This is a genomic window from Streptomyces sp. NPDC029152 (assembly GCF_055564355.1).
Genome location: NZ_JBVHWR010000006.1, coordinates 268,096 through 291,759 on the forward strand (window position 1 = coordinate 268,096; position 23,664 = coordinate 291,759).

General features: G+C 71.3%; 17 protein-coding genes. 8 read left to right on the forward strand and 9 right to left on the reverse strand.

Features of this window, described 5'->3' with window-relative positions; genetic code table 11:
* Positions 1–135 precede the first annotated feature (135 nt).
* Positions 136–1,902 carry a proteasome ATPase gene (gene arc / locus ACZ4V6_RS15485; protein WP_467827016.1) on the reverse strand — a complete coding sequence of 589 codons (1,767 nt, stop codon included), beginning with the start codon at positions 1,900–1,902 and terminating at the stop codon, positions 136–138.
* Between the two features lie 246 nt (positions 1,903–2,148).
* Here arc and ACZ4V6_RS15490 point away from each other — a divergent pair, with 246 nt between their 5' ends.
* Positions 2,149–2,454 carry a ferredoxin gene (locus ACZ4V6_RS15490; RefSeq protein WP_467827019.1) on the forward strand — a complete coding sequence of 102 codons (306 nt, stop codon included), beginning with the start codon at positions 2,149–2,151 and terminating at the stop codon, positions 2,452–2,454.
* Between the two features lie 71 nt (positions 2,455–2,525).
* Here ACZ4V6_RS15490 and ACZ4V6_RS15495 read toward each other — a convergent pair whose 3' ends face one another.
* The 3 genes from ACZ4V6_RS15495 to ACZ4V6_RS15505 all read right to left on the reverse strand — a co-directional run bounded on the left by ACZ4V6_RS15495 (position 2,526) and on the right by ACZ4V6_RS15505 (position 5,945).
* Complete coding sequence (locus ACZ4V6_RS15495; RefSeq protein ID WP_467827021.1) at positions 2,526–3,104, reverse strand: hypothetical protein; 579 nt, start codon at positions 3,102–3,104, stop codon at positions 2,526–2,528.
* A gap of 270 nt (positions 3,105–3,374) precedes the next feature.
* Positions 3,375–4,277, reverse strand: coding sequence for a tRNA (adenine-N1)-methyltransferase (locus tag ACZ4V6_RS15500; protein WP_403530745.1), 903 nt, complete (start codon positions 4,275–4,277; stop codon positions 3,375–3,377).
* 111 nt (positions 4,278–4,388) lie between these two features.
* Positions 4,389–5,945, reverse strand: a complete 1,557-nt coding sequence (locus tag ACZ4V6_RS15505; RefSeq protein ID WP_467827024.1) for a site-2 protease family protein — start codon at positions 5,943–5,945, stop codon at positions 4,389–4,391.
* 173 nt (positions 5,946–6,118) lie between these two features.
* Here ACZ4V6_RS15505 and ACZ4V6_RS15510 point away from each other — a divergent pair, with 173 nt between their 5' ends.
* Together ACZ4V6_RS15510 and ACZ4V6_RS15515 are read left to right on the forward strand one after the other, a co-directional pair.
* Positions 6,119–7,102, forward strand: a complete 984-nt coding sequence (locus ACZ4V6_RS15510; protein WP_467827026.1) for a RecB family exonuclease — start codon at positions 6,119–6,121, stop codon at positions 7,100–7,102.
* Between the two features lie 14 nt (positions 7,103–7,116).
* Positions 7,117–7,788 (forward strand): response regulator, encoded by a 672-nt coding sequence (locus ACZ4V6_RS15515; protein WP_003977171.1) that lies wholly within the window; start codon positions 7,117–7,119, stop codon positions 7,786–7,788.
* Positions 7,789–7,881: 93 nt separating this feature from the next.
* On the opposite strand, the gene ACZ4V6_RS15520 is transcribed toward ACZ4V6_RS15515, so the two are convergent.
* The 3 genes from ACZ4V6_RS15520 to metH form a co-directional block, all read right to left on the reverse strand.
* Positions 7,882–9,486 (reverse strand): ABC transporter substrate-binding protein, encoded by a 1,605-nt coding sequence (locus ACZ4V6_RS15520; protein WP_467827029.1) that lies wholly within the window; start codon positions 9,484–9,486, stop codon positions 7,882–7,884.
* Between the two features lie 448 nt (positions 9,487–9,934).
* Complete coding sequence (locus tag ACZ4V6_RS15525; protein ID WP_467827032.1) at positions 9,935–10,636, reverse strand: HAD family hydrolase; 702 nt, start codon at positions 10,634–10,636, stop codon at positions 9,935–9,937.
* Between the two features lie 139 nt (positions 10,637–10,775).
* Entirely contained in the window at positions 10,776–14,288 is a 3,513-nt protein-coding gene (gene metH / locus ACZ4V6_RS15530; RefSeq protein WP_467827034.1) for a methionine synthase, read from the reverse strand.
* A gap of 390 nt (positions 14,289–14,678) precedes the next feature.
* On the opposite strand from metH, the gene ACZ4V6_RS15535 reads away from it, so the two are divergent.
* The 5 genes from ACZ4V6_RS15535 to ACZ4V6_RS15555 all read left to right on the forward strand — a co-directional run bounded on the left by ACZ4V6_RS15535 (position 14,679) and on the right by ACZ4V6_RS15555 (position 21,213).
* Positions 14,679–15,452, forward strand: a complete 774-nt coding sequence (locus ACZ4V6_RS15535) for an IclR family transcriptional regulator (RefSeq protein WP_467827036.1) — start codon at positions 14,679–14,681, stop codon at positions 15,450–15,452.
* 367 nt (positions 15,453–15,819) lie between these two features.
* Positions 15,820–16,614, forward strand: coding sequence for an MIP/aquaporin family protein (locus ACZ4V6_RS15540; protein WP_467827039.1), 795 nt, complete (start codon positions 15,820–15,822; stop codon positions 16,612–16,614).
* 85 nt (positions 16,615–16,699) lie between these two features.
* Positions 16,700–18,238, forward strand: a complete 1,539-nt coding sequence (gene glpK, locus ACZ4V6_RS15545) for a glycerol kinase GlpK (protein WP_467827042.1) — start codon at positions 16,700–16,702, stop codon at positions 18,236–18,238.
* Positions 18,239–18,256: 18 nt separating this feature from the next.
* The gene (locus tag ACZ4V6_RS15550) at positions 18,257–19,873 is read left to right on the forward strand and encodes a glycerol-3-phosphate dehydrogenase/oxidase (protein ID WP_467827045.1); all 1,617 of its coding nucleotides are present in this window, start codon (positions 18,257–18,259) and stop codon (positions 19,871–19,873) included.
* Between the two features lie 353 nt (positions 19,874–20,226).
* On the forward strand, positions 20,227–21,213 hold the full coding sequence (locus tag ACZ4V6_RS15555) for a PAC2 family protein (protein ID WP_467827047.1): 987 nt from the start codon (positions 20,227–20,229) through the stop codon (positions 21,211–21,213).
* Between the two features lie 31 nt (positions 21,214–21,244).
* Here the strand turns inward: ACZ4V6_RS15555 and ACZ4V6_RS15560 are convergent, their stop codons facing one another.
* Positions 21,245–22,207: an NHL repeat-containing protein gene (locus ACZ4V6_RS15560; protein ID WP_467827050.1), complete on the reverse strand. Its 963-nt coding sequence runs from the start codon at positions 22,205–22,207 to the stop codon at positions 21,245–21,247.
* A 131-nt stretch (positions 22,208–22,338) separates the two neighbouring features.
* Positions 22,339–23,568, reverse strand: a complete 1,230-nt coding sequence (mshC, locus tag ACZ4V6_RS15565; protein WP_467827052.1) for a cysteine--1-D-myo-inosityl 2-amino-2-deoxy-alpha-D-glucopyranoside ligase — start codon at positions 23,566–23,568, stop codon at positions 22,339–22,341.
* Between the last annotated feature and the right edge of the window lie 96 nt (positions 23,569–23,664).

Consider the following 23,664-nt stretch of genomic DNA (forward strand, 5'->3'; position numbering starts at 1 on the left):
CGGCGGTACGGAAGAGCCTAGAACGCCTTTGCGCTGGTGGGGAGATCATTTGCGTCATTGCCTTGCTCCAGCCGTGGCCCCGAAAAACAGTCGGCTGCGGGTACCCACTGAGGGCACCCGCAGCCGCCCTGCCTTTTACAGGTACTGACCGGTGTTCGCCACCGTGTCGATGGAGCGTCCGGTGTCCGCGCCCTGCTTTCCGGTGACCAGCGTACGGATGTAGACGATCCGCTCGCCCTTCTTTCCGGAGATGCGGGCCCAGTCGTCCGGGTTGGTGGTGTTGGGCAGGTCCTCGTTCTCCTTGAACTCGTCCACGCATGCCTGGAGGAGGTGGGAGACGCGAAGGCCCTTCTGGTTCTTCTCCAGGAAGTCCTTGATCGCCATCTTCTTGGCGCGTCCGACGATGTTCTCGATCATGGCGCCGGAATTGAAGTCCTTGAAATAGAGGACTTCCTTGTCGCCGTTGGCGTAGGTGACTTCCAGGAAGCGGTTCTCCTCGGATTCGGCGTACATCTGTTCCACCGCCGTCTGGATCATGCTCTGGACGGTGGCCGCCTTGTCCTTGTCGTGCTCCCTGAGGTCGTCCTCGTGGAGCGGGAGGCGCTCGGTGAGGTACTTGCCGAAGATGTCCTTGGCCGCTTCGGCGTCCGGACGTTCGATCTTGATCTTCACGTCGAGCCGGCCGGGCCGCAGGATGGCGGGGTCGATCATGTCCTCGCGGTTGGAGGCGCCGATCACGACCACGTTCTGCAGGCCCTCCACGCCGTCGATCTCGGCGAGCAGCTGCGGGACGATGGTGTTCTCCACGTCCGAGCTGACACCTGAGCCGCGGGTGCGGAAGAGGGACTCCATCTCGTCGAAGAAGACGATGACGGGGGTGCCCTCGCTGGCCTTCTCCCGTGCACGCTGGAAGACGAGGCGGATCTGCCGCTCGGTCTCACCGACGTACTTGTTGAGGAGCTCGGGGCCCTTGATGTTGAGGAAGAAGCTCTTGCCGGCGGCCTGGCCGGTCACCTCGGCGACCTTCTTCGCCAGAGAATTGGCGACGGCCTTGGCGATGAGCGTCTTTCCGCATCCGGGGGGCCCGTAGAGCAGGACGCCCTTGGGCGGACGCAGCTCGTGCTCCCGGAACAGGTCGGGGTAGAGATAAGGGAGCTCGACCGCGTCGCGGATGGCCTCGATCTGTCCGCCGAGGCCGCCGATCTGCTCGTAGCCGATGTCGGGGACCTCTTCGAGGACGAGTTCCTCGACCTCGCTCTTGGGCACGACCTCGTAGACGTATCCGGAGCGGGGTTCGAGCAGGAGGGCGTCGCCGGGCCGGATGGTGACGCCCCGCAGTGGCTCGGCGAGCCGGACCACGCGTTCCTCGTCGGTGTGCCCGAGCACGAGGGCGCGCTCGCCGTCCTCGAGGATCTCCTTGAGGGTGACGATGTCGCCGACGCTCTCGTACTCCATGGCCTCGACCACGTTGAGGGCTTCGTTGAGCATCACTTCCTGGCCACGCCGGAGCTCGTCGAGCTCGACGCTCGGGCTGACGTTCACCCGGAGCTTACGGCCGCCGGTGAAGATGTCGGCGGTGCCGTCCTCGTTGGCCTGCAGGAAGACGCCGAAGCCGGCCGGTGGCTGCGCCAGCCGGTCGACCTCCTCCTTGAGGGCCACGATCTGGTCGCGGGCCTCGCGGAGCGTGCTGGCGAGTCGCTCGTTCTGGGCGGACACGCCGGCCAGGTTGGTCTGCAGCTCGACGATCCGCTCTTCGAGAATTCTCGTGTGCCGCGGAGAGTCGGCGAGCTTGCGTCGCAGGACGGCGATCTCCTGCTCAAGATAGGCCACCTGCCCGGCCGGGTCCTCGGACCCGCGTCCCGGGCGGATGCCGCGGTTCATGTCGTCGTCATTGGCTGCCACGGTCCTCACCTCCTCCAAGGGGAGCTGGACGCTTCCAGACCCTACCTGGGTGGGTGTCGATTGAAACCCCTAGATCACAAAGACTGTCGGGGTGTGTCCGATCTTCACCCTTGCGCTCTCCCTCACGCCAGGGGAATACCCATCGAACGTGACGGGAACCCCGGCGGGGGTAGGGTCGAAGCGTTCAACACCCGTCAGAGCTGGCCGGATTCCCGACCGGTTCGACGCAGGAAACGGCAGGAAGCAATGAGTGTGCAGCAGGAGGCCGGAGTCGACGGCGAGGCCCTCGAGGTCTGGATCGACCAGGACCTGTGTACCGGCGACGGCATCTGCGCGCAGTACGCGCCCGAGGTGTTCGAGCTGGACATCGACGGTCTGGCCTACGTCAAGGGCGCGGACGACGAGCTCCTGCAGGCCAGGGGCGCGACAACGCCCGTGCCCCTGCCGCTCCTGACGGACGTGGTCGACTCGGCGAAGGAGTGTCCGGGCGAGTGCATCCATGTACGTCGCGTTTCGGACAGGACCGAGATCTACGGTCCGGACGCAGAGTGACCGAACTGTGATGTGAACGGGACGCACAGTGACCGATGTGTGCCGGGACACACCCCTCGCCGGGTCGTCGTTCAGACGGTTCGGGCCTGGGACGGCGTGTCGCGGACGAACGCGCCGTTCTTCCACTGCCACTTCACGTCGTCGGTGACGTCCGGGCAGCAACTGGGCACGTCGGCCGACGAGTAGCCGAGGAGCGTGGCGAGGACGGCGCCGCCGCGCACCGCGAAGTCGGTGACGTTCCGGCGTTCCCCAGGGTCCACCAGGGTGGCCACCACACGGGACTTGCCGCTGCCGGTGTCCCGGGTGATGACGTAGACACCGTCGGGCGGGGTGCCCATGGGCGCGTCGCAGTGCACGACGGCCACCGTCTCGGGCCGGCCGTCGCCGTCGAGGTCGCCGGACGCCTTCTTCTTCACCACGGCCTCGACCGGACCGCATTCCAGGGGGAACGCGACGGCCGCCGGGTCGGGCGGCGCGCCGTGCGCCGGGGCGGTCCTCGTTCCGGGCCCGGCGGCCTGGGCCGCTGTCGCGGCGTCCGGCTGCAGGACCGAGGAGAGGGCCACGACTCCGGCGAGAGCGGTGGCGGTGGCGACCCAGTGGATGGGCCGGGTGTGCGTGTGCGACAGGTCCGGAACGGCGGGGTGCTGCACGAGGAGTGTCTCCTGTGAGGGCTGTGCCGGTGGGGGTGGCCAGCATCGTGCCACACGTCACAGTGCGGGGGAACGGCGGGGTGGGTACTCGTCCTGGCTCCGCGCCGGGCCGCGGCCCCGGACCACGGCCCCGATCATGGTCCCGGGTCACGGTTCCGGGTCACGGTTCCGGCCGGTGATCCGTCAACGCGGCGGCGCCGTGGTGGAGTTCCCCAGGATGCCCGGGAACTCCACCACGGCGCCTGTGCGTTGCGGGCGGTACGAACAGCCTCAGCGGCCGGCGCCTCCGCCGGCGTTGGGGCCGTCGTAGTCCTCGCCGTAGGCGCCCTTGGCGGGGCGGCGGCGGCGCATGGGCGGCTCGACGCCGTCGGCGAGACGGCGGGCGGTGAGCAGGAAGCCGGTGTGGCCGATCATCCGGTGGTCCGGGCGGACGGCCAGGCCCTCGACGTGCCAGTTGCGGATCATCGTCTCCCAGGAGGTCGGCTCGTTGAAGCAGCCGATCTCACGGATGGACTCGACGGTCCGCGCGAGCTGGGTGGTGGTCGCGACGTAGCAGCACAGGATGCCGCCGGGCACGAGCGCCTTGGAGACGGCCTCCAGGCACTCCCAGGGGGCGAGCATGTCGAGGATGACCCGGTCGACGTCGGTGTCGGACAGGTTGTCCTGGAGGTCGCCGACGGTGAGCTGCCAGGCGGGGTGCGGGCCGCCGAAGTAGCGCTCCACGTTCTGGCGGGCGATCTCCGCGAAGTCCTCGCGGCGCTCGTAGGAGTGCAGCATCCCCTGGTCGCCGATGGCGCGGAGCAGGAAGCTGCTGAGCGAGCCGGAGCCGACGCCGGCCTCGACGACGCGCGCGCCGGGGAAGATGTCGGCGAAGGCGAGGATCTGCCCCGCGTCCTTCGGGTAGACGACGGCTGCCCCGCGGGGCATGGACAGGACGTAGTCGGGGAGCAGGGGGCGCAGCGCGAGGTAGGCGACGTTACCGGTGGTGCGGACAACGCTGCCCTCGGGAGCACCGATCAGTTCGTCGTGCGGGAAGGAACCCTTGTGGGTGTGGAAGTTCTTCCCGGCCTCGAGCGTGAACGTGTAGTGGCGGCCCTTGGGGTCGGTCAGCTGAACCTGGTCCCCGACCTTGAAGGGCCCGCGCCTGCGGGCGGCACCGGTCGGTTCGGACATGTGACCAGCCTACCGGTTCCCCGCCGGGCGCTTTACCGGCGGCGTGAGGGGGCGGCGGTGCGGGCCGTGTGCGGTCGCCGGCGCGGTCCCCCGCGCCCGTCCGGGGCGCGGTCAGCTGGGCCGGGCCATGGCTTTGACGAAGGCGCGCTCGACGTCGGCCGCGGACAGGACGCCGTAGATCTCGCCGGTCTCCTCGACCACCAGGTACTCGGTGGCCGGGGCCGCCCGCAGCGCGTCGAGGAGTTCCTCGCCCGACAGCTCGGCCGAGACGCGCATGCCGTCGGTGAGGTCCTGCGCGAGCCCGCTGACCGGGACCCAGGGGCGGCGGTGCTCGGGTACGCCGACGATGGCGGCCTCGCGGACCAGGGAGACCGGCCTGCCCTCGGTGTCGACGACGACCAGGGCGCGGGCTCCGGAGGCGTTGGCGCGGCGCAGGGCCTCGGAGAGCGGGGTGTCGGGGGGGACGGGGACCGCGCGCCGGGTGAGGGCGCGGGCGCGCAGCTCGGGCAGGTGCTCGCGCAGGCGGGCCATGCGCAGGCTGTTGCCGGCGCCGGTCCAGATGATCGCGGCCAGGATGGCGGCGAGCAGGGCGTCCATCACGGTGTCCATGCCGACGTTGTCCACGGCCTCGGAGCCGAGCGCTCCGGACTGGGTGAGCCACGGCAGTCCGATCAGGACCGAGACGGCGAGCGCCCGGCCGATCCAGGCGGCGGCGACCGTGCCGCTCATGGGCTTGCCGGTGATCTTCCAGACGACGGCGCGGAGCATCCGGCCGCCGTCCAGGGGGAGGCCGGGGAGGAGGTTGAAGACGGCCACGATGAGGTTGGAGATCATCAGGCCGGCCAGCAGGACGCCGGGGACGGTGCCCGGCTCGACGGGGAGCAGGGCGAGGTAGAAGACGCCGGCGAGGACGAGGGAGAGCAGTGGGCCGACGAAGGCCAGCACGAACTCGCGGCCGGGGGTCTCGGCCTCCTTCTCGATCTCGGAGACGCCCCCGAAGAACTGGAGCTGGATGCGGCGGACCGGGAGCTTGAAGCGGAGGGCGGCGACGGTGTGGGCCAGTTCGTGGACGAGGACGGAGGCGTAGAAGGCGACCGCGAAGAAGAGGGAGACCAGGTAGCGCGCGGCGCCGAGCTCGGGCAGGACCCGGTCGAGCTGGCCGCCGAACACCCAGGTGATCAGGGCGGCCACGAGGAACCAGCTGGGCGCGACGTACACGGGCACGCCGAAGGGCCGCCCCATCAGCAGTCCGCCCCCGGGCTCAGGGGGGCGCCGGGGCGGCCGCCCCGGGCTGCCGCCGGTGCGGGCCCCGGTCCGGGCGTGGCCGTGGTGACCGGGCGGCGGGGGCTGCGGTGCGGGCTCGTGCGGGGTGCCCTTCCCCGTCCCGTCCCCCGACTCGTCGCGCGCGGCGGCGTCCTCGGCGGGGAGCCGCTCCCGGGGCTCCGCCCCCGAGGGGTCCGCTTGCCCCCCGCTGTCCTCGCTCACCGTCGGTGACCGCCCCGCGGGGCCTTCCTCCGTGCTCCGGGGCTGTCCCGCGGGTTGTTCCCCGGGCGTGTCGGCAGCCGTGGGCTCCGGGTGTCCGGGGTCCGGGGGCGGGGATCCCGCGTGGGGATCGGCCGACTCGTCGTTGCCGGACCGCGGGTGCCCGCTCCCGCCGCTCACGTCCACGGTGTCCCCTCGTTCGAAGCGTTTCCCGCGCCTGTCGTGCGGGAGGGTCTGATGTCGATGGTATGCGGCCGTCGCGGCCCGTTCCGCCCCGGCACCCTGTGCTTCCCCGTCCGTCGCACGGGCCACGGCCGCGACCGGGTCACTGTCAGTGGCGGGCCGTAAGGTCTGTGGGCATGGAGACGAGCATCGAGGGCGCCGCGGAGGACGCCGGCGGCCGCGCCCCGGCGCCGGCGGCCGCGGCGGAGGCAGCAGGAGCGGCCGGGGACGCGCCGGGCACCACCGGCTCACCGCCGCCCGTGCCCGCCGCCGTGGCCCCCGCCTCGCTGTCGCCGTCACGGGCCGGCGACTTCATGCGGTGCCCGCTGCTGTACCGGTTCCGGGTGATCGACCGGCTGCCGGAGAAGCCCAGCGAGGCGGCGACCAGGGGCACCTTGGTGCACGCGGTGCTCGAGCGGCTCTTCGACGCGCCGGCGGCCGAGCGCACGCCGCCGCGGGCCAAGGCGCTGCTCCCCGGGCAGTGGGACCGGCTGCGGGAGACCAGGCCCGAGCTCGGGGAGCTGTTCGCGGACGACCCGGAGGGCGAGCGGATGGCGCAGTGGCTCGCCGAGGCGGAGCGGCTCGTCGAGCGGTGGTTCACCCTGGAGGACCCGAGCCGGCTGGAGCCCGCCGAGCGGGAACTGTTCGTCGAGGCCGAGCTGGACTCCGGGCTGCGGCTGCGCGGCATCATCGACCGGGTCGACGTGGCCCCCACCGGCGAGGTGCGGATCGTCGACTACAAGACGGGCAAGGCGCCCCGGCCGCAGTACGCCGAGGACGCGTTGTTCCAGATGAAGTTCTACGCGCTGGTGGTGTGGCGGCTGAAGAAGGTCGTCCCGCGGCGCCTTCAGCTCGTCTACCTCGGCAGCGGTGACGTGCTCACGTACGACCCGGTCCTCGCCGACCTGGAGCGGGTCGAGCGCAAGCTGCTGGCCCTGTGGGAGGCCATCCGGCTGGCGACCGAGACCGGTGACTGGCGGCCGCGTCCCAGCAAGCTGTGCGGCTGGTGCGACCACCAGGCGCGCTGCCCGGAGTTCGGCGGCACTCCCCCGCCCTACCCGCTGCCGGTGAGGGCGGCCGGACCGGGCACCACCGAGCAGGGCAGAATGGGGCCGGACTAGCGAAGGAGACTTACGTGGCCATCCGTGTCCTACTGGTCGACGACCAGCCGCTGCTGCGCACGGGCTTCCGGATGATCCTGGAGGCGGAGCAGGACCTCGCGGTCGTCGGCGAGGCCGGAGACGGCCTCCAGGCCCTCGACCAGGTGCGGGCGTTGCAGCCCGACGTGGTGCTGATGGACATCCGCATGCCGCGGATGGACGGCGTGGAGGCGACCCGGCAGATCACCGGCCCGGAGCGGGACGGTCCGGCCAAGGTGCTGGTGCTGACCACCTTCGACCTCGACGAGTACGTGGTGGAGGCGCTGAAGGCGGGTGCCAGCGGGTTCCTGCTGAAGGACGCCCCGGCCAACGAACTGGTGCAGGCGATCCGCGTGGTGGCGAACGGCGAGGCGATGCTCGCGCCGAGCATCACCAGGCGGCTGCTCGACAAGTACGCCACCCACCTGCCCTCCGGTGACGAGCCGGTGCCGGACACGCTGCACACGCTGACCGACCGCGAGGTGGAGGTCCTGAAGCTGGTGGCGCGTGGTCTGTCCAACGCGGAGATCGCCGCCGACCTGTTCGTCAGCGAGACCACCGTCAAGACGCACGTCGGGCACGTGCTGACCAAGCTCGGGCTGCGCGACCGGGTGCAGGCCGCGGTGTACGCGTACGAGAGCGGACTGGTGCGCCCCGGCGCGCAGTAGGCCCCGGTCCGTCCGCCACCGCGACACGAAGGGCGCCCTCTTCCCGGGAAGAGGGCGCCCTTCGTGTCGTACGGCGGTCGGCCGCCGGGTGCGTCAGCCGCTCACACCGCGGGCCAGCTCCCACAGCTGCAGCGAGGAGGCGGAGTTGAGGGCGTAGGCGATGCCGGTGACGTCGTCGCGGGAGGCGACGTACTGCTTGCCCTGCCACAGGGGGATCAGCGGGACGTCGTCGGCGATGATGTCCTGCATCCGGGTCAGGCTGTCGACGGCGGACAGGCGGTCGGCCTCACGCCGGGACTTCGGGATCAGGTTGTTGATGATCTCGGCGTTCGTGTACGGCGAGTTGAGGGCGTTGTCCTTGTCGAGGAACGGTGCCAGGAAGCTGTCGGCGTCCGGGAAGTCCGGGAACCAGCCCATGCCGAAGACGTCGTACTCGCCCTTCAGTTCGGCCGGGTTGAACACCTTCCAGGGGGTGCCCTCGATGTCGACGTCGAACAGCCCGCTGTCGTTCAGCTGCTTCTGCAGCTGTTCGAACTCCTGCTTGGTCGCGGCACCGTAGTGGTCGGTGGTGTAGTGCATCGTCAGCTTCACCGGCGTGCTGATGTCCGCGGACTCCAGCAGCGCCTTGGCCTTGCTCACGCTCGGCTCGCCGTACCTGTTGAAGAACGAGTTGGAGTGGCCGGTGATGCTGGCCGGAACCATCGAGTACAGCGGCTCGGCCTGGGAGCCGTAGACCGCGGAGACGAGCTCGCTGCGGTTGACGAGCTGGGCCATCGCCTTGCGGACGGCCTTGTCCTTCACGGTCGGGGCGTCGGTGTTGAAGCCCAGGTAGCGGATCTCGAGACCGGCCACCTCGACGATGTCGACGTCGCCGCCCGTCTCGTTGGTGAGCTTCCGGACCTGGTCCGGCGTCATCGCGCGGGTCATCAGGTCGATGTCGCCCTTCTCCAGCGCGGCGCCCATGGTCTCGGCGTCGGCGAAGGAGACTATCTCGGCCTTGTCGTTGTTCACCTTGAGACTCCCCTTGTAACGGGGGTTCTTGGTGAACACGGCCTTGGCCAGTTCGCCGTCCTTGACCTCGGGCTTCATGGTGTACGGGCCGGAGCCGTCCACCTCGAAGCCGTCGCGCAGGCTGCCCTTCTCGTAGTCGTCCGGGTTGACGATGCCGGCGACCGGGGTCGACAGCTTGAACGGGAAGGTGGCGTCGGCGCTGTTGAGGTGGAAGATGACCTCGCGGTCGCCCTGGGTCTCCACGGTGTCGACGGTGGACAGCAGCGAGAACACGCCGGTGGCGGCCTTGAGGGAGAGCGCGCGTTCGATCGAGTACTTCACGTCGGCCGCGGTGACCGGGTCGCCGTTGGCGAACGTGAGGCCGTCACGCAGGGTGCAGGCGTAGCGCTCGTTGCCGGTGTCGGTGAATCCGCACTTCTCCGCCGCCTCGGGGACGGGTTCGCCGTCGCCGCGCGGCTGGACCATCAGGGTCTGCACGGTCTGACGCAGGATGTTCCAGGCGCCGACGTCGTAGGCGTACGCCGGGTCGAGGGGCGCGGGAGCCTCCTTCGAGGCGGTGAACCGGTCCGTGGTGCCGACGACGACCGCGTCCCCGCCGCCGCTGCCGCCGTCGGACCCGCCGCAGGCGACGAGTACCGGGGCGAGCAGGCCGACGACGGCCGGCAGCACCAAAGTCTTGCGGTTCATGCTCGAGTTTCTCCAGAGCTGTCGGGTCCGTGCATGCGGCATACAGGGGTGTCGCAGGCCGATCACGGGGTAGTGGCTGAGGTTCTCGCGACGAGATTAGTCCGCGCCCGCAGGGGGGCCCGCAGCCCCCGGAGTTGAGTGCTCATCACAGAGCGAAACCGGGCGTGGACACACCGAAAACCCGACAGTGGAAGGATTAGTGCAGCGCTTCACCAATCGGGACACATGGGCGCGCCGACAACGTTCTCCCGGCATGCTTCAGCACAGCCGCACCCGCCTGTCGACCCCTGTCGAGGTGGCGAACGTCACAGGTGGGCGGGTTCGGCGGCTGCCGGGATCCGGTCGTCGCGGCGGCCGCTTCCCGCCCGGTGTGCGGCTCCCGGCCCCGGCCGGGGGGACACTCCGGCACGTCGTCCCGGGTGACGGCTCCGCACGCTGCGCGGGGGGCTCAGCCCACGTACGTGATCAGGCCGCGCAGGAAGGCCAGGTCGACCTCTTCCAGCGACCGCACCACGGTGCGCCGGGCGGCCGGGGTGATGGGGGCGACCGAGGGGACGGCCACGACGTGGCAGCCGGCGGCCTCCGCGGCGGCGACTCCGGTCGCGGTGTCCTCGACGACGGCGCACCGGGCCGGGTCCACGCCGAGTCCGGCGGCGGCGGCCAGGTAGGGGTCGGGGTGGGGCTTGGTGCGCGGCACCTCGTCGCCGGCGACGGTGAGCGCGAAGTGGTCACGGCCGAGCGAGGCCAGGACGCGGTCGATGATGCGCCGGTGCGAGGCGGAGACCAGGGCGGCCGGGACCTCGTGCTCGGACAGCTCCGCGAGCAGCCGGGCCGCGCCCGGCATGAGCGGCAGGGTGCGTCCGATGCGCTCCTCGAAGCCGTCGTTGAGCAGCACGCTGAGTTCGGCGAGCGAGATGTCGGCACCGGTGGCCTCGATGAGGAAGCCCGCACTGCGGGTCATGGGACCGCCGACCACCACGTGGCGCCAGGAGTCGTCGAGGGGGTGGCCGAGGGAGGCGAAGACCTCCTTCTCGACGTCCCACCAGAAACCCTCGGTGTCCACCAGGGTGCCGTCCATGTCGAGGAGCACCGCCTGCAGGGCGGAGCCTTCGGCCGTACGGGTTCCGAGCGCGGGGACCGTACTGGTCATCCACGTACCTCCTTGAGGGACGATCAGGCCGGTTCCCACGAAGGGAACCGGCCTGCAGTGGACCGACCAGTGTACGTCGCACGGGATCAGAACGCCTGGTGTGGCGCTCGAAGCGGTTCGGGCGGGGTCCGTACCGGCCTCAGCGGGCGTTGAAGTACTTGGCCTCCGGGTGGTGGATGACGATGGCGTCGGTGGACTGCTCGGGGTGGAGCTGGAACTCCTCCGACAGGTGGACGCCGATGCGCTCCGGCCGGAGCAGGTCGGCGATCTTGGCGCGGTCCTCCAGGTCGGGGCAGGCCCCGTAACCGAGGGAGAAGCGGGCGCCCCGGTACTTCAGGGCGAACATGTCCTCCATCTCGGCCGGGTCCTCGCCCGCGAAGCCGAGTTCGGAGCGCACGCGCGCGTGCCAGTACTCGGCGAGGGCCTCGGCGAGCTGGACGGACAGGCCGTGCAGCTCCAGGTAGTCGCGGTAGGCGTTGGCCTGGAACATCCGGGCCGTCTCCTCGCCGATGCGGGAGCCGACGGTGACGACCTGGAAGCCGACGACGTCGGTCTCGCCGGACTCCTCCGGACGGAAGAAGTCGGCCAGGCACAGGCCCCGGCCGCGCCGCTGGCGGGGGAAGGTGAAGCGGGTGCGCTCGTTGCCGGCCTCGTCCAGGACGATCAGGTCGTCGTCCTTGGAGACGCACGGGAAGTAGCCGTAGACCACGGCCGCCTCCAGCAGGTTCTCCGTCTGGAGCCGGTCCAGCAGACCGCGCAGCCGGGGCCGGCCCTCGGTCTCGACGAGCTCCTCGTACGAGGGTCCCTCGCCGGTGCGGGCCTGCTTCAGCCCCCACTGGCCCTTGAAGAGGGCGCCCTCGTCGAGCCAGGAGGCGTACTCCTTGAGCTGGATGCCCTTGACGACGCGGGTGCCCTGGAAGGGCGGGGTGGGGACGGGGTTGTCGGTGGCGACGTCGGAGCGGACGTGGCCCTCCTCGGGCCGCTCCTCGATCTCGACGGCGGCGGCCCGCACGCGGCGCTGCCGCAGCTCGGGCAGCTTGGCGCCGGGCACGCCCCGCTTGATGCCGATCAGGGCGTCCATCAGGCGCAGGCCCTCGAAGGCGTCGCGGGCGTAGCGGACCTCGCCGTCGTAGATCTCGTGCAGGTCCTGCTCGACGTACGCCCTGGTGAGGGCGGCGCCGCCGAGGATGACGGGATAGTCGGCGGCCAGACCCCGCTGGTTGAGCTCCTCCAGGTTCTCCTTCATGATCACCGTGGACTTGACCAGGAGCCCGGACATGCCGATGACGTCGGCCTTGTGCTCGTCGGCGGCCTCCAGGATCGCGGAGACCGGCTGCTTGATGCCGAGGTTGACGACGGTGTAGCCGTTGTTGGACAGGATGATGTCGACGAGGTTCTTGCCGATGTCGTGGACGTCGCCGCGCACGGTGGCCAGCACGATCGTGCCCTTGCCCTCGTCGTCGGTCTTCTCCATGTGCGGCTCCAGGTGGGCCACCGCGGTCTTCATGACCTCGGCGGACTGGAGGACGAACGGCAGCTGCATCTGGCCGGAGCCGAAGAGCTCGCCGACGACCTTCATGCCGTCCAGGAGGGTCTCGTTGACGATGTCGAGGGCCGGGCGCTCCTTCAGGGCGTCGTCCAGGTCCTGTTCGAGGCCGTTCTTCTCACCGTCGATGATGCGGCGCTTGAGGCGCTCCTCCAGCGGGAGGGCGGCCAGTTCCTCGGCCTTGGACGCCTTCAGCGACTTGGCGGTGGCGCCCTCGAAGAGCTGCATCAGCTTCTGCAGCGGGTCGTAGCCCTCGCGTCGGCGGTCGTAGATCAGGTCGAGGGCGGTGGTGACCTGCTCCTCGTCGAAGCGGGCGATCGGCAGGATCTTGGAGGCGTGCACGATCGCCGAGTCCAGGCCCGCCTTGACGCACTCGTCCAGGAAGACGGAGTTGAGCAGGATGCGTGCGGCCGGGTTGAGACCGAAGGAGATGTTGGACAGGCCGAGCGTGGTCTGCACGTCCGGGTGCCGCTTCTTCAGCTCGCGGATGCCCTCGATGGTGGCCACACCGTCCTTGCGGGACTCCTCCTGGCCGGTACAGATGGTGAAGGTGAGGCAGTCGACGAGGATGTCCGACTCGTGGATGCCCCAGTTCGTCGTCAGGTCCTCGATCAGCCGCTCGGCGATCTCGACCTTCTTCTCGGCGGTGCGGGCCTGGCCCTCCTCGTCGATGGTCAGCGCGATGAGCGCGGCGCCGTGCTCCCGGGCCAGCCGCGCGACCTTGGCGAAGCGGGAATCGGGTCCGGCGCCGTCCTCGTAGTTCACCGAGTTGATCACCGCGCGGCCGCCGAGCTTCTCCAGCCCGGCCCGCAGGACGTCGACCTCGGTGGAGTCCAGCACGATCGGCAGCGTCGAGGCGGTCGCGAACCGTCCGGCCAGCTCCTCCATGTCGGCGACGCCGTCCCGGCCGACGTAGTCCACGCACAGGTCGAGCATGTGCGCGCCCTCGCGGATCTGGTCGCGGGCCATCTCCACGCAGTCGTCCCAGCGGCCGGCCAGCATGGCCTCGCGGAACTTCTTCGAGCCGTTGGCGTTGGTGCGCTCGCCGATGGCCAGGTAGGAGGTGTCCTGGCGGAAGGGCACGGTCTGGTAGAGGGAGGCGGCGCCGGGCTCGGGGCGCGGGTCGCGCTCGGCCGGGGCGAGGCCGCGGACGCGCTCGACGACCTGCCGCAGGTGCTCGGGGGTGGTGCCGCAGCAGCCGCCGACCAGGGACAGGCCGTACTCGCGGACGAAGGTCTCCTGCGCGTCGGCCAGCTCGGGGGCGCTCAGCGGGTAGTGGGCGCCGTCCTTGCCGAGGACGGGCAGGCCGGCGTTGGGCATGCAGGACAGCGGGATGCGGGAGTGCCGGGCCAGGTAGCGCAGGTGCTCGCTCATCTCGGCCGGGCCGGTGGCGCAGTTCAGGCCGATCATGTCGATGCCGAGCGGCTCCAGCGCGGTGAGCGCGGCGCCGATCTCCGAGCCGAGGAGCATGGTGCCGGTGGTCTCGACGGTCACCGACACGATCACGGGCAGGTCGAGGCCCAGGGCGTCCAGCGCGCGCCGGGCGCCGAGCACGGAGGCCTTGGTCTGCAGCAGGTCCTGGGTGGTCTCCACCAGCAGGGCGTCGGCGCCGCCGGCGACCAGGCCCTCGGCGTTGCGCTGGTAGGCGTCGCGCAGGGTGGTGTACGGGGCGTGGCCGAGGGTGGGGAGCTTGGTGCCGGGTCCCATGGAGCCCAGCACCCAGCGCTGCCGGCCGTCGCGGGCGGCGAACTCGTCGGCGACCTCGCGGGCGACCCGGGCGCCGGCCTCGGACAGCTCGTGGACGCGCTCGGGGATGTCGTACTCGCCGAGGGCGGAGTGGTTCGCGCCGAAGGTGTTGGTCTCCACGCAGTCGACGCCGGCGGCGAAGTACTCCTCGTGCACCGAGCGGACGATGTCGGGCCGGGTCAGGTTCAGGACCTCGTTGCACCCTTCCAGCTGCTGGAAGTCGTCGAGCGAGGGGTTCTGCGCCTGGAGCATGGTGCCCATCGCCCCGTCGGCGACCACCACACGGGTGGCGAGCGCCTCGCGGAGGGCGGACACGCGGGTCCGGGTGTCGGCGGACGGGGTGGACGGCGACGAGGCCATGAAGGGGCTCCCTAGGATGCGACGGCTGTCGGCTTTGCGTTTCCCGGTGCCCTCGTCGAGGACGTCCCCGGAGAGAACGCACGCCGCCAGGGTAGCCGGGAGTCGGGACCGGCGGCCCGGGCGTCCACGAGACGGACGGGGACGGAGGGCCGGATGCCCTCCCCCAGGGGGTGACGCCGGCGTCCGAAGGGGCGAACCCCGTGACCCCGTCCGCCGCCGGGACCGGCGGGGCGGAGGGGCGCCCTGGGTCCCTGCGGGACGCGGTCCGAGTGCAACAGTTGCCCGCCGACCATTAGCGGGAGGTCGGCATGGACCGGTAGTGTTCGGCATTGCCGAACGACGTCAGCGACGCCGAGGTCGGCAGTCGAAGGGGACGGAGGCAGTACGTCGATGGCACGGAACATCCAGTCGCTCGAGCGGGCGGCCGCGATGCTGCGCCTGCTCGCGGGCGGCGAGCGGCGGCTCGGCCTGTCGGACATCGCCTCGTCGCTGGGCCTGGCCAAGGGCACCGCCCACGGCATCCTGCGCACCCTCCAGCAGGAGGGCTTCGTGGAGCAGGACGAGACCTCGGGGCGCTACCAGCTGGGCGCCGAGCTGCTGCGCCTGGGCACGACCTACCTCGACGTGCACGAGCTGCGGGCGCGCGCCCTGGTATGGACGGACGACCTCGCCCGCTCCAGCGGCGAGAGCGTCCACCTCGGCGTCCTGCACCAGCAGGGCGTGCTGATCGTCCACCACGTCTTCCGGCCCGACGACAGCCGGCAGGTCCTGGAGATCGGGGCCATGCAGCCGCTGCACTCCACCGCCCTGGGCAAGGTCCTGTCGGCGTACGACCCGGTCGCGCACAGCGAGGCACTGGAGGCCGAGCGCAAGGCGTTCACCGACCGGACCGTCTGCGAGCCGGACGGGTTCGAGCACGTCCTCGACATCACGCGCGCGCGTGGCTACGCGGCCGACGTGGAGGAGACCTGGGAGGGCGTCGCGTCCATCGCCGCCCCCATCCACGACCGGCGCCGCATGCCGGTCGGCGCGGTCGGCATCACCGGCGCCGTGGAGCGGCTGTGCCGGTCCGACGAAGAGGGAGCGCTGCGGCCGGAGCTGATCGCGGCGGTGCGGGACTGCGCCCGTGCGGTGTCGCGGGACCTGGGCGCCGGGCGGTTCTGAGGCACGGAGGCGCGGGAACGCGAAGACGCGAAGACGCGGACGGGGCCGGGACGCCGGGTGGCGTTCCGGCCCTCGCTCTACCCTGAAACGGACATTCACCCCTGCGGTCCGCCGGTCCTCCCGCGCGGAGACCGATAACCCGTGGCGATCAATAACGATCGTGCTTTCGATAACGGAACTCTTGACGCACGCGTGACGCCGAAGCGAGACTCCCGTCCATCGGTCGGCATTGTCGAACACCTACCGGCAATACGCGTTAGAGTGTGACAACGCCAAGGGCCGCCATCGCTCTCACACCGAGGGCGCCGGAACACCCGGAGGGACCCGGGGTTCGGCTTCCCCTGGACGAAGGACAAAGGAGTCGCGGGTGTCCAGCTCCGACATCTTCATCGGCGAGACCATCGGTACCGCCATACTCATCCTGCTCGGCGGCGGCGTCTGCGCCGCCGTGACGCTCAAGGCGTCCAAGGCGCGCAACGCCGGCTGGCTCGCCATCACCTTCGGGTGGGGCTTCGCCGTCATGACGGCGGCGTACATCTCCGGTCCGCTGTCCGGCGCGCACCTCAACCCGGCCGTGACGGTCGGCATCGCGATCAAGGACGGCGACTGGAGCAACGTCCCGACCTACTTCGCGGGTCAGCTCCTCGGCGCCATGATCGGCGCGGTCCTGGTCTGGGTCGCCTACTACGGCCAGTTCCAGGCCCACCTCACCGACCGTGAGATCGTCGGCGGCCCGGGCACGCAGGACACGGCGGCCAAGGCCGTCGAGGCGCAGGAGACCGGGGCCGGACCCGTGCTGGGCGTCTTCTCGACCGGTCCCGAGATCCGCAACACGGTGCAGAACCTCGCCACGGAGATCATCGGCACCTTCGTCCTGCTGCTCGCCATCCTCACCCAGGGCCTCAACGACGAGGGCAACGGCCTCGGCACCCTGGGCGCGCTGGTCACCGCGTTCGTGGTGGTGTCCATCGGTCTGTCCCTCGGCGGCCCGACGGGCTACGCGATCAACCCGGTCCGCGACCTCGGCCCGCGCATCGTCCACGCACTGCTGCCCCTGCCCAACAAGGGCGGCTCCGACTGGGGCTACGCCTGGATCCCGGTCGTCGGCCCGCTGATCGGCGGAGCGATCGCGGGAGGTGTCTACAACGTCGCGTTCGCCTGAGCCGTCCCCCGCTCGGCAAGCACCGAACCGCAGCACACGCGCCGTACGCACCGGCCGCCACACCACGGAACCCCAGGAGCACACAGTGACCGACGCCCACACCGCAGGCCCCTTCATCGCCGCCATCGACCAGGGCACCACCTCCTCCCGCTGCATCGTCTTCGACCGCGACGGCCGCATCGTCGCCGTGGACCAGAAGGAGCACGAGCAGATCTTCCCCAAGCCGGGCTGGGTCGAGCACGACGCCACCGAGATCTGGACCAACGTCCAGGAGGTCGTCGCCGGAGCGGTCGAGAAGGCCGGCATCACCCGCGACGACATCAAGGCCATCGGCATCACCAACCAGCGCGAGACCACGCTGGTCTGGGACAAGAACACCGGTGAACCCGTCCACAACGCCATCGTCTGGCAGGACACCCGCACCGACGCCCTGTGCCGCGAGCTCGGCCGCAACGTCGGCCAGGACCGCTTCCGCCGCGAGACCGGACTCCCCCTCGCCTCCTACTTCGCCGGTCCCAAGGCCCGCTGGCTGCTCGACAACGTCGACGGCCTGCGCGAGCGCGCCGAGGCGGGCGACCTGCTCTTCGGCACCATGGACACCTGGGTCATCTGGAACCTGACCGGCGGCGTGAACGGCGGCAAGCACGTCACCGACGTCACCAACGCCTCCCGCACCCTGCTGATGAACCTGCACACCATGGAGTGGGACCCGCGCATCTGCGAGTCCATCGGCGTGCCGACGGAGATGCTCCCCGAGATCCGCTCCTCCGCCGAGGTCTACGGGGAGATCAAGGGCGGCAGGCTCGGCGACCTGCTCGGCGGCGTTCCCGTCGCCTCCGCGCTCGGCGACCAGCAGGCGGCCCTGTTCGGCCAGACCTGTTTCTCCGAGGGCGAGACCAAGTCCACGTACGGCACCGGCACCTTCATGGTGATGAACACCGGTGACAAGATCATCAACTCGTACTCGGGCCTGCTGACCACGGTCGGCTACAAGATCGGCGACCAGGACACGGTCTACGCCCTGGAGGGCTCGATCGCCGTCACCGGCTCGCTGGTGCAGTGGATGCGCGACCAGATGGGCCTGATCTCCACCGCCGCCGAGATCGAGACCCTCGCCCTGTCGGTCGAGGACAACGGCGGCGCCTACTTCGTGCCGGCCTTCTCCGGCCTGTTCGCCCCGTACTGGCGCTCCGACGCCCGTGGTGTGATCGCCGGTCTGACCCGGTACGTCACCAAGGCGCACCTCGCGCGCGCCGTCCTGGAGGCCACCGCCTGGCAGACCCGCGAGATCGCCGACGCCATGACGAAGGACTCCGGCGTCGAGCTCTCGGCCCTCAAGGTCGACGGCGGCATGACCTCCAACAACCTGCTGATGCAGACCCTCGCCGACTTCGTGGACGCCCCCGTGGTGCGCCCGATGGTCGCCGAGACCACCTGCCTCGGCGCCGCCTACGCCGCCGGTCTCGCCGTCGGCTTCTGGAACAGCACCGACGACCTGCGCGCCAACTGGCGGCGGGCCGCCGAGTGGACCCCCCGCATGGACGCGGAGACCCGCGACCGTGAGTACAAGAGCTGGCTCAAGGCCGTCGAGCGGACCATGGGCTGGATCGCCGACGAAAGCTGACGAGGAGTAAGAACCATCATGACCACTCAGCCCACCCTGCAGTCCGTGCCTGCCCTGGGGACGCACCCGGCCTCCGGCTCGAACCCGAGCCGGGCCGAGACCCGGGAGCAGCTCTCCAAGGCGTCGTACGACCTTCTCGTGATCGGCGGCGGCATCCTGGGCATCTCCACCGCCTGGCACGCCGCGCAGTCCGGCCTCAGGGTGGCCGTGGTCGACGCCGGCGACTTCGCCGGCGCCACCTCCTCCGCCTCCTCCAAGCTGCTCCACGGCGGACTGCGCTACCTGCAGACCGGCGCGGTGAAGCTGGTCGCGGAGAACCACTTCGAGCGCCGTGCGGTCTCCCGGCAGGTGGCCCCCCACCTGGCGAACCCGCTCACCTTCTACCTCCCCGTGTACAAGGGCGGGCCGCACGGCGCGGCGAAGCTCGGCGCCGGTGTCTTCGCGTACTCGGCGCTGTCCGCCTTCGGTGACGGCGTCGGCCACCTGCTCTCCCCGGCCAGGGCCGCGCAGGACGTGCCGGAGCTGCGCACCGACAACCTCAAGGCCGTGGCCGTGTACGGCGACGACCAGATGAACGACGCCCGCATGGCGCTGATGACCGTCCGCGCGGCGGTCGACTCGGGCGCGGTCGTCCTCAACCACGCCGAGGTCACCGGCCTGCGCTTCACCAAGGGCCGGGTGACCGGCGCCGAGCTGAAGGACCGGCTGACCGGCGACGAGTTCGGGGTCGACGCCCGCCTGGTGCTCAACGCGACCGGCCCCTGGGTCGACCACCTGCGCCGGATGGAGGACCCGAACGCGGCCCCGTCCATCCGGCTGTCCAAGGGCGCGCACCTGGTGCTCAAGCGCACCGCGCCCTGGAAGGCGGCGCTCGCGACCCCGATCGACAAGTACCGGATCACCTTCGCCCTCCCCTGGGAGGACATGCTGCTGCTCGGCACCACGGACGAGGAGTACGAGGGCGACCCGGGCGACGTCGCGGTCAACGACAAGGACATAGCCCAGATCCTCGACGAGGCCGCGTTCTCCATCCGCGACCAGCAGCTCGACCGGGACCTGATCACGTACTCGTTCGCGGGTCTGCGCGTGCTGCCGGGCGGCCCCGGTGACACGGCGAAGGCCAAGCGCGAGACGGTCGTCACCGAGGGCCGGGGCGGCATGCTGTCCGTCGCGGGCGGCAAGTGGACCACCTTCCGTCACATCGGCCGTACGGTGATGAAGAAGCTGGAGTCGCTGCCGGGCCACCCGCTCGGCGACGACTTCGAGCCGATCGACTCGCTGCCGAAGAAGCTGCCGCTGCCCGGCGTCGCCAACCCGCGGGCCGTGGCGCACCGGCTGCTGGTGGACGGTCCGGCGCCCGGCCCGCGCATGGCGGCGGACACCGCCAGGCACCTGGCCACCCACTACGGCTCGCTGGCCTTCGACATCGCCCGCATCGCCAACGAGAACCCCGAGCTGGCCGAGCGCGTCCACCCCGACGCCCCGGAGATCTGGGCGCAGGTCGTGTGGGCCCGGGACCACGAGTGGGCCGAGACGCAGGACGACGTGCTGCGCCGCCGGACGACGCTGACCATCCGCGGCCTGGCCACGGACGAGGTCCGCGCGAAGGTGCAGGACCTGCTCGACGAGAAGTAGGGCTGCCGGAGGGCCGTCCGGCGGCCGGACGGCCCGTACGGCGCAAGGGGCGCCCCCGCACGGAGGCGCCCCTCCCCCCTCGGTGAACCCGCCCCGCCGTGCGCCGCGTTCGCCGGCGGCGGGAGAGCCCGGGCCTTCGGTACGGGGATCGCGAACGGCTCCCGCCGGCTCACCGGCTCCTGAGGCCGGGCGAGTTGCCTCCGGCACCGGGGCCGCGTGAGCGACGGGGTGTCCGGAGGGGGTGAACGGGGCAGTGATCCGTTCACCCCCTCCGCGCGAGGGGGCTGCGGGCGTACCCTCGGCACGCCGTAAGGTTGGGGGGTACGCGAGGGCACGTCGGAAGGAGGCGCTGGGTGATCGAGCTCGAGGGGGTTCCCGAGCTGATCGACCCGGTCATGGTGGCCGCGTTCGAGGGCTGGAACGATGCCGGTGACGCCGCCTCCGCCGCGGTCGCGCACCTGGACAAGGAGTGGAAGGGCGAGGTCTTCGCGGCGCTGGACGCCGAGGACTACTACGACTTCCAGGTGAACCGCCCCACGGTGTTCATGGACGGCGGTGTCCGCAAGATCACCTGGCCGACGACCCGGCTCTCGGTGGTCCGCGTCGGCGGTGACAAGCCGCGCGATCTCGTCCTCGTCCGCGGCATCGAACCGTCCATGCGCTGGCGCTCGTTCTGCAACGAACTGCTCGGCTTCGCCCATGAGCTGGGCGTGGAGCTGGTCGTCGTGCTGGGCGCCCTGCTGGGCGACACCCCGCACACCCGCCCGGTACCGATCAGCGGCACCACGTCGGACGCCGACCTGGCCCGGCGCATGGGGCTGGAGGAGACCAAGTACGAGGGCCCCACGGGCATCGTCGGCATCCTCCAGGAGGCGTGCACGCACGCGGGCGTGCCGGCCGTGTCGCTGTGGGCGGCGGTGCCGCACTACGTGTCGCAGCCGCCCAACCCCAAGGCGACGCTGGCCCTGCTGAACCGTCTGGAGGACCTGATAGACGTGCGCATCCCGCTGGGCGAGCTGCCCGAGGACGCGCGCGCCTGGCAGGTCGGCGTGGACCAGCTGGCCGCGGAGGACAGCGAGGTCGCGGAGTACGTGCAGTCGCTGGAGGAGGCCCGGGACACCGCGGAGCTTCCGGAGGCGTCGGGCGAGGCGATCGCCCGGGAGTTCGAGCGGTACCTGCGGCGCCGGGACGGCGGCTCCGGGCCGGGCGGGCACGCCACGGCGGACGGCGGCGACGGCACGCCCGGCGCCCCCTTCCTGCGGGACAACCCCGGCGGCCGCACCCGACCGCCGAGGCCGCCGAAGCCGGGCGGGGACGACGAGGAGTCGTCGGAGGAGTGACGGGACGGGGCGTGCACGCCCCCGGCACACCTCAGATCCGGTCCACCGCCACGACGTCGTACTCGGTGTCGGGCTGCGGCGGATCGACGTCCAGGCGCGCGTTGGGCAGGTACAGCCGCTCCCCCCAGGCCGCGACCGTCGTCGGGATGCGGAAGCGCGGGTCGGTGATGCGGGTGATCGCGGTGCCCCGGGTGCCGGCCGTGTTCAGCCGGAACACGTCGATCGCGTTCTGCGCCTGCTGGACGGCGTAGAGGGTCCGGCCGAGCAGCAGCAGGCCGTCCCCGTCGGGGAGCCGGGCCGGGCCGAGGTCGACGGCGCGGGCCGTTCCGGTGCGCGGGTCGACCCGCATCAGGCCGCCGCCGTTCGCGAAGGCGTTGACCACGAGCAGCGCGCTGCCGTCGGGGGTGCGCTCGATGCCGTTGGCGGTGAAGTCCGGGCCCTGCTCCCAGTCGCCGCCCAGGGGCACCGTCTCCAGGGCACCGGGCCGGCCGTGCCGGTCGAGGCGCAGTCTGTGGAGCACCGCCGAGAAGGAGTCGGTGAACCAGGCGGCGCCCGGGGTGAGGACGACGTCGTTCACGAACGTGCCGCCGGTGGCGTACACCTTCTCCGTGCGGCCCGTCCGGACGTCGACCGTGCGGATCTCCCCGCTGTTGCCGCCGCTGACGAAGAGCCTGCCGCGCGGGTCGATGCGCATGCCCACGCTGGCGTGGCCCGCGCCGAGGCCCTCGGCCACGACCGTGCCGCGGCCCGTGGCCAGGCTCGCCCGGAAGATGTCCCCGTTCGCCATGGAACCGAAGTAGGCGAACGGCGCCGTGCCGATGGTGATGCCCTCGGGCTCGAAGCCGTCGGGCAGCGGGAACCGCCTGGGCCAGGCGGTCCGGGCGGGGACCTGCCCCGCCGCGCGGGCGGTACCGCCGAGCAGCGCCGCCCCGGACAGGGCGGCCGTGCCGGTGAGGATGCCTCGTCGTGCGAAGGAGCGATCGGTGGGTGACACTGTGCGTCCTTCCGCAAGGGGCCGGCCCCGCGGGCCGGCCGTTCGGTCAGCAGACGTCCACACCCCACCACAGGGGCGGGGGCCTCCGCAGGCGTTGGCCGCGGAAGCCCCCTTGCCTCTTTGTCCGGGCCCTACAGCGCGACGCCCAGCAGCGCGTCCACCGCGCGGGAGACGACACCGGGCGCGCCGGTGTCCGTGCCGCCGGTCTCCTGCTGGAGGGCCGCCCAGCGGTCGACGGCGTCCAGCGCGGCCGGGGAGTCCAGGTCGTTCGCGAGGGCCTCGCGGATCTCCTCGACGAGCGCCTCGGCGGGCGGGCCGTCGGGCCGGGACACGGCGGCGCGCCACCGCTCCAGCCGGGCGACGGCGTCCCGCAGCACCTGGTCCGTCCACTCCCAGTCGGAGCGGTAGTGGTGGGCGAGCAGGGTGAGCCGGACGGCGGCCGGGTCGACGCCGTCGCGGCGCAGCCGGGAGACGAAGACCAGGTTGCCCTTGGACTTCGACATCTTCTCCCCGTCGAGGGCGACCATGCCGGCGTGGACGTACGCCTTGGCCATGGGGAACTCGCCGGTGAGCACCTGGGCGTGCGAGGCGCCCATCTCGTGGTGCGGGAAGGCCAGGTCGGAGCCGCCGCCCTGGACGTCGAAGCCCATGCCGAGGTGGTCGAGGGCGATGGCCACGCACTCGATGTGCCAGCCGGGGCGTCCGCGGCCGAGGGAGCCGCCGTCCCAGCTCGGCTCGCCCTCGCGGGCCGCCATCCACAGCATCGGGTCGAGCGGGTTCTTCTTGCCCGGCCGGTCCGGGTCGCCGCCGCGCTCGGCGGACAGCAGCCGCATGGCGGCCGCGTCGAGGTGGGAGACGCCGCCGAAGTGGGGGTCGGACTCGACGGAGAAGTAGACGTCCCCCTCGAGCTCGTAGGCGGCGCCGGCGTCACGCAGCCGCTCGACGAGCGGGACGATGCCGGGTATGGCCTCCACGGCGCCTATGTAGTGCTTCGGCGGGAGCATGCGCAGCGCGGTCATGTCCTCGCGGAAGAGGGCGGTCTCCTTCTCGGCGAGGGCGGTCCAGTCGACGCCGTCCCGCTCGGCCCGCTCCAGGAGGGGGTCGTCGACGTCGGTGACGTTCTGGACGTAGTGAACCTGCCGCTTGGTGTCGAGCCACACGCGCTGCACGAGGTCGAACGCGTTGTAGGTCGCCGCGTGCCCCATGTGGGTGGCGTCGTACGGGGTGATGCCGCAGACGTAGATACGGGCGACGGGACCGGGGTCGAGGGTGACGAGGCCGCCGGTCGCGGTGTCGTGGATCCTCAGGTCGCGGCCCTGACCAGGCAGGGCGGGGACCTCGGAAGCGGGCCAGGCATGCATGTCATGAGCCTAACCGGACGGGTGTTCCGTCCACGAACCGGACCGGACCGGATGGCCGGTAAGGCGCTCTTGCGCGATACCGGCCGCTGTGCGGGT

Bases quoted from the DNA above. Each gene is read 5' to 3' on its own strand.
- ACZ4V6_RS15490 (WP_467827019.1), top strand. From the start codon at position 2,149: ATGAGTGTGCAGCAGGAGGCCGGAGTCGACGGCGAGGCCCTCGAGGTC.
- ACZ4V6_RS15500 (WP_403530745.1), bottom strand. From the start codon at position 4,277: ATGTCCGAACCGACCGGTGCCGCCCGCAGGCGCGGGCCCTTCAAGGTC.
- ACZ4V6_RS15510 (WP_467827026.1), top strand. From the start codon at position 6,119: ATGGAGACGAGCATCGAGGGCGCCGCGGAGGACGCCGGCGGCCGCGCC.
- ACZ4V6_RS15520 (WP_467827029.1), bottom strand. From the start codon at position 9,486: ATGAACCGCAAGACTTTGGTGCTGCCGGCCGTCGTCGGCCTGCTCGCC.
- ACZ4V6_RS15525 (WP_467827032.1), bottom strand. From the start codon at position 10,636: ATGACCAGTACGGTCCCCGCGCTCGGAACCCGTACGGCCGAAGGCTCC.
- metH (WP_467827034.1), bottom strand. From the start codon at position 14,288: ATGGCCTCGTCGCCGTCCACCCCGTCCGCCGACACCCGGACCCGCGTG.
- ACZ4V6_RS15535 (WP_467827036.1), top strand. From the start codon at position 14,679: ATGGCACGGAACATCCAGTCGCTCGAGCGGGCGGCCGCGATGCTGCGC.
- ACZ4V6_RS15550 (WP_467827045.1), top strand. From the start codon at position 18,257: ATGACCACTCAGCCCACCCTGCAGTCCGTGCCTGCCCTGGGGACGCAC.
- mshC (WP_467827052.1), bottom strand. From the start codon at position 23,568: ATGCATGCCTGGCCCGCTTCCGAGGTCCCCGCCCTGCCTGGTCAGGGC.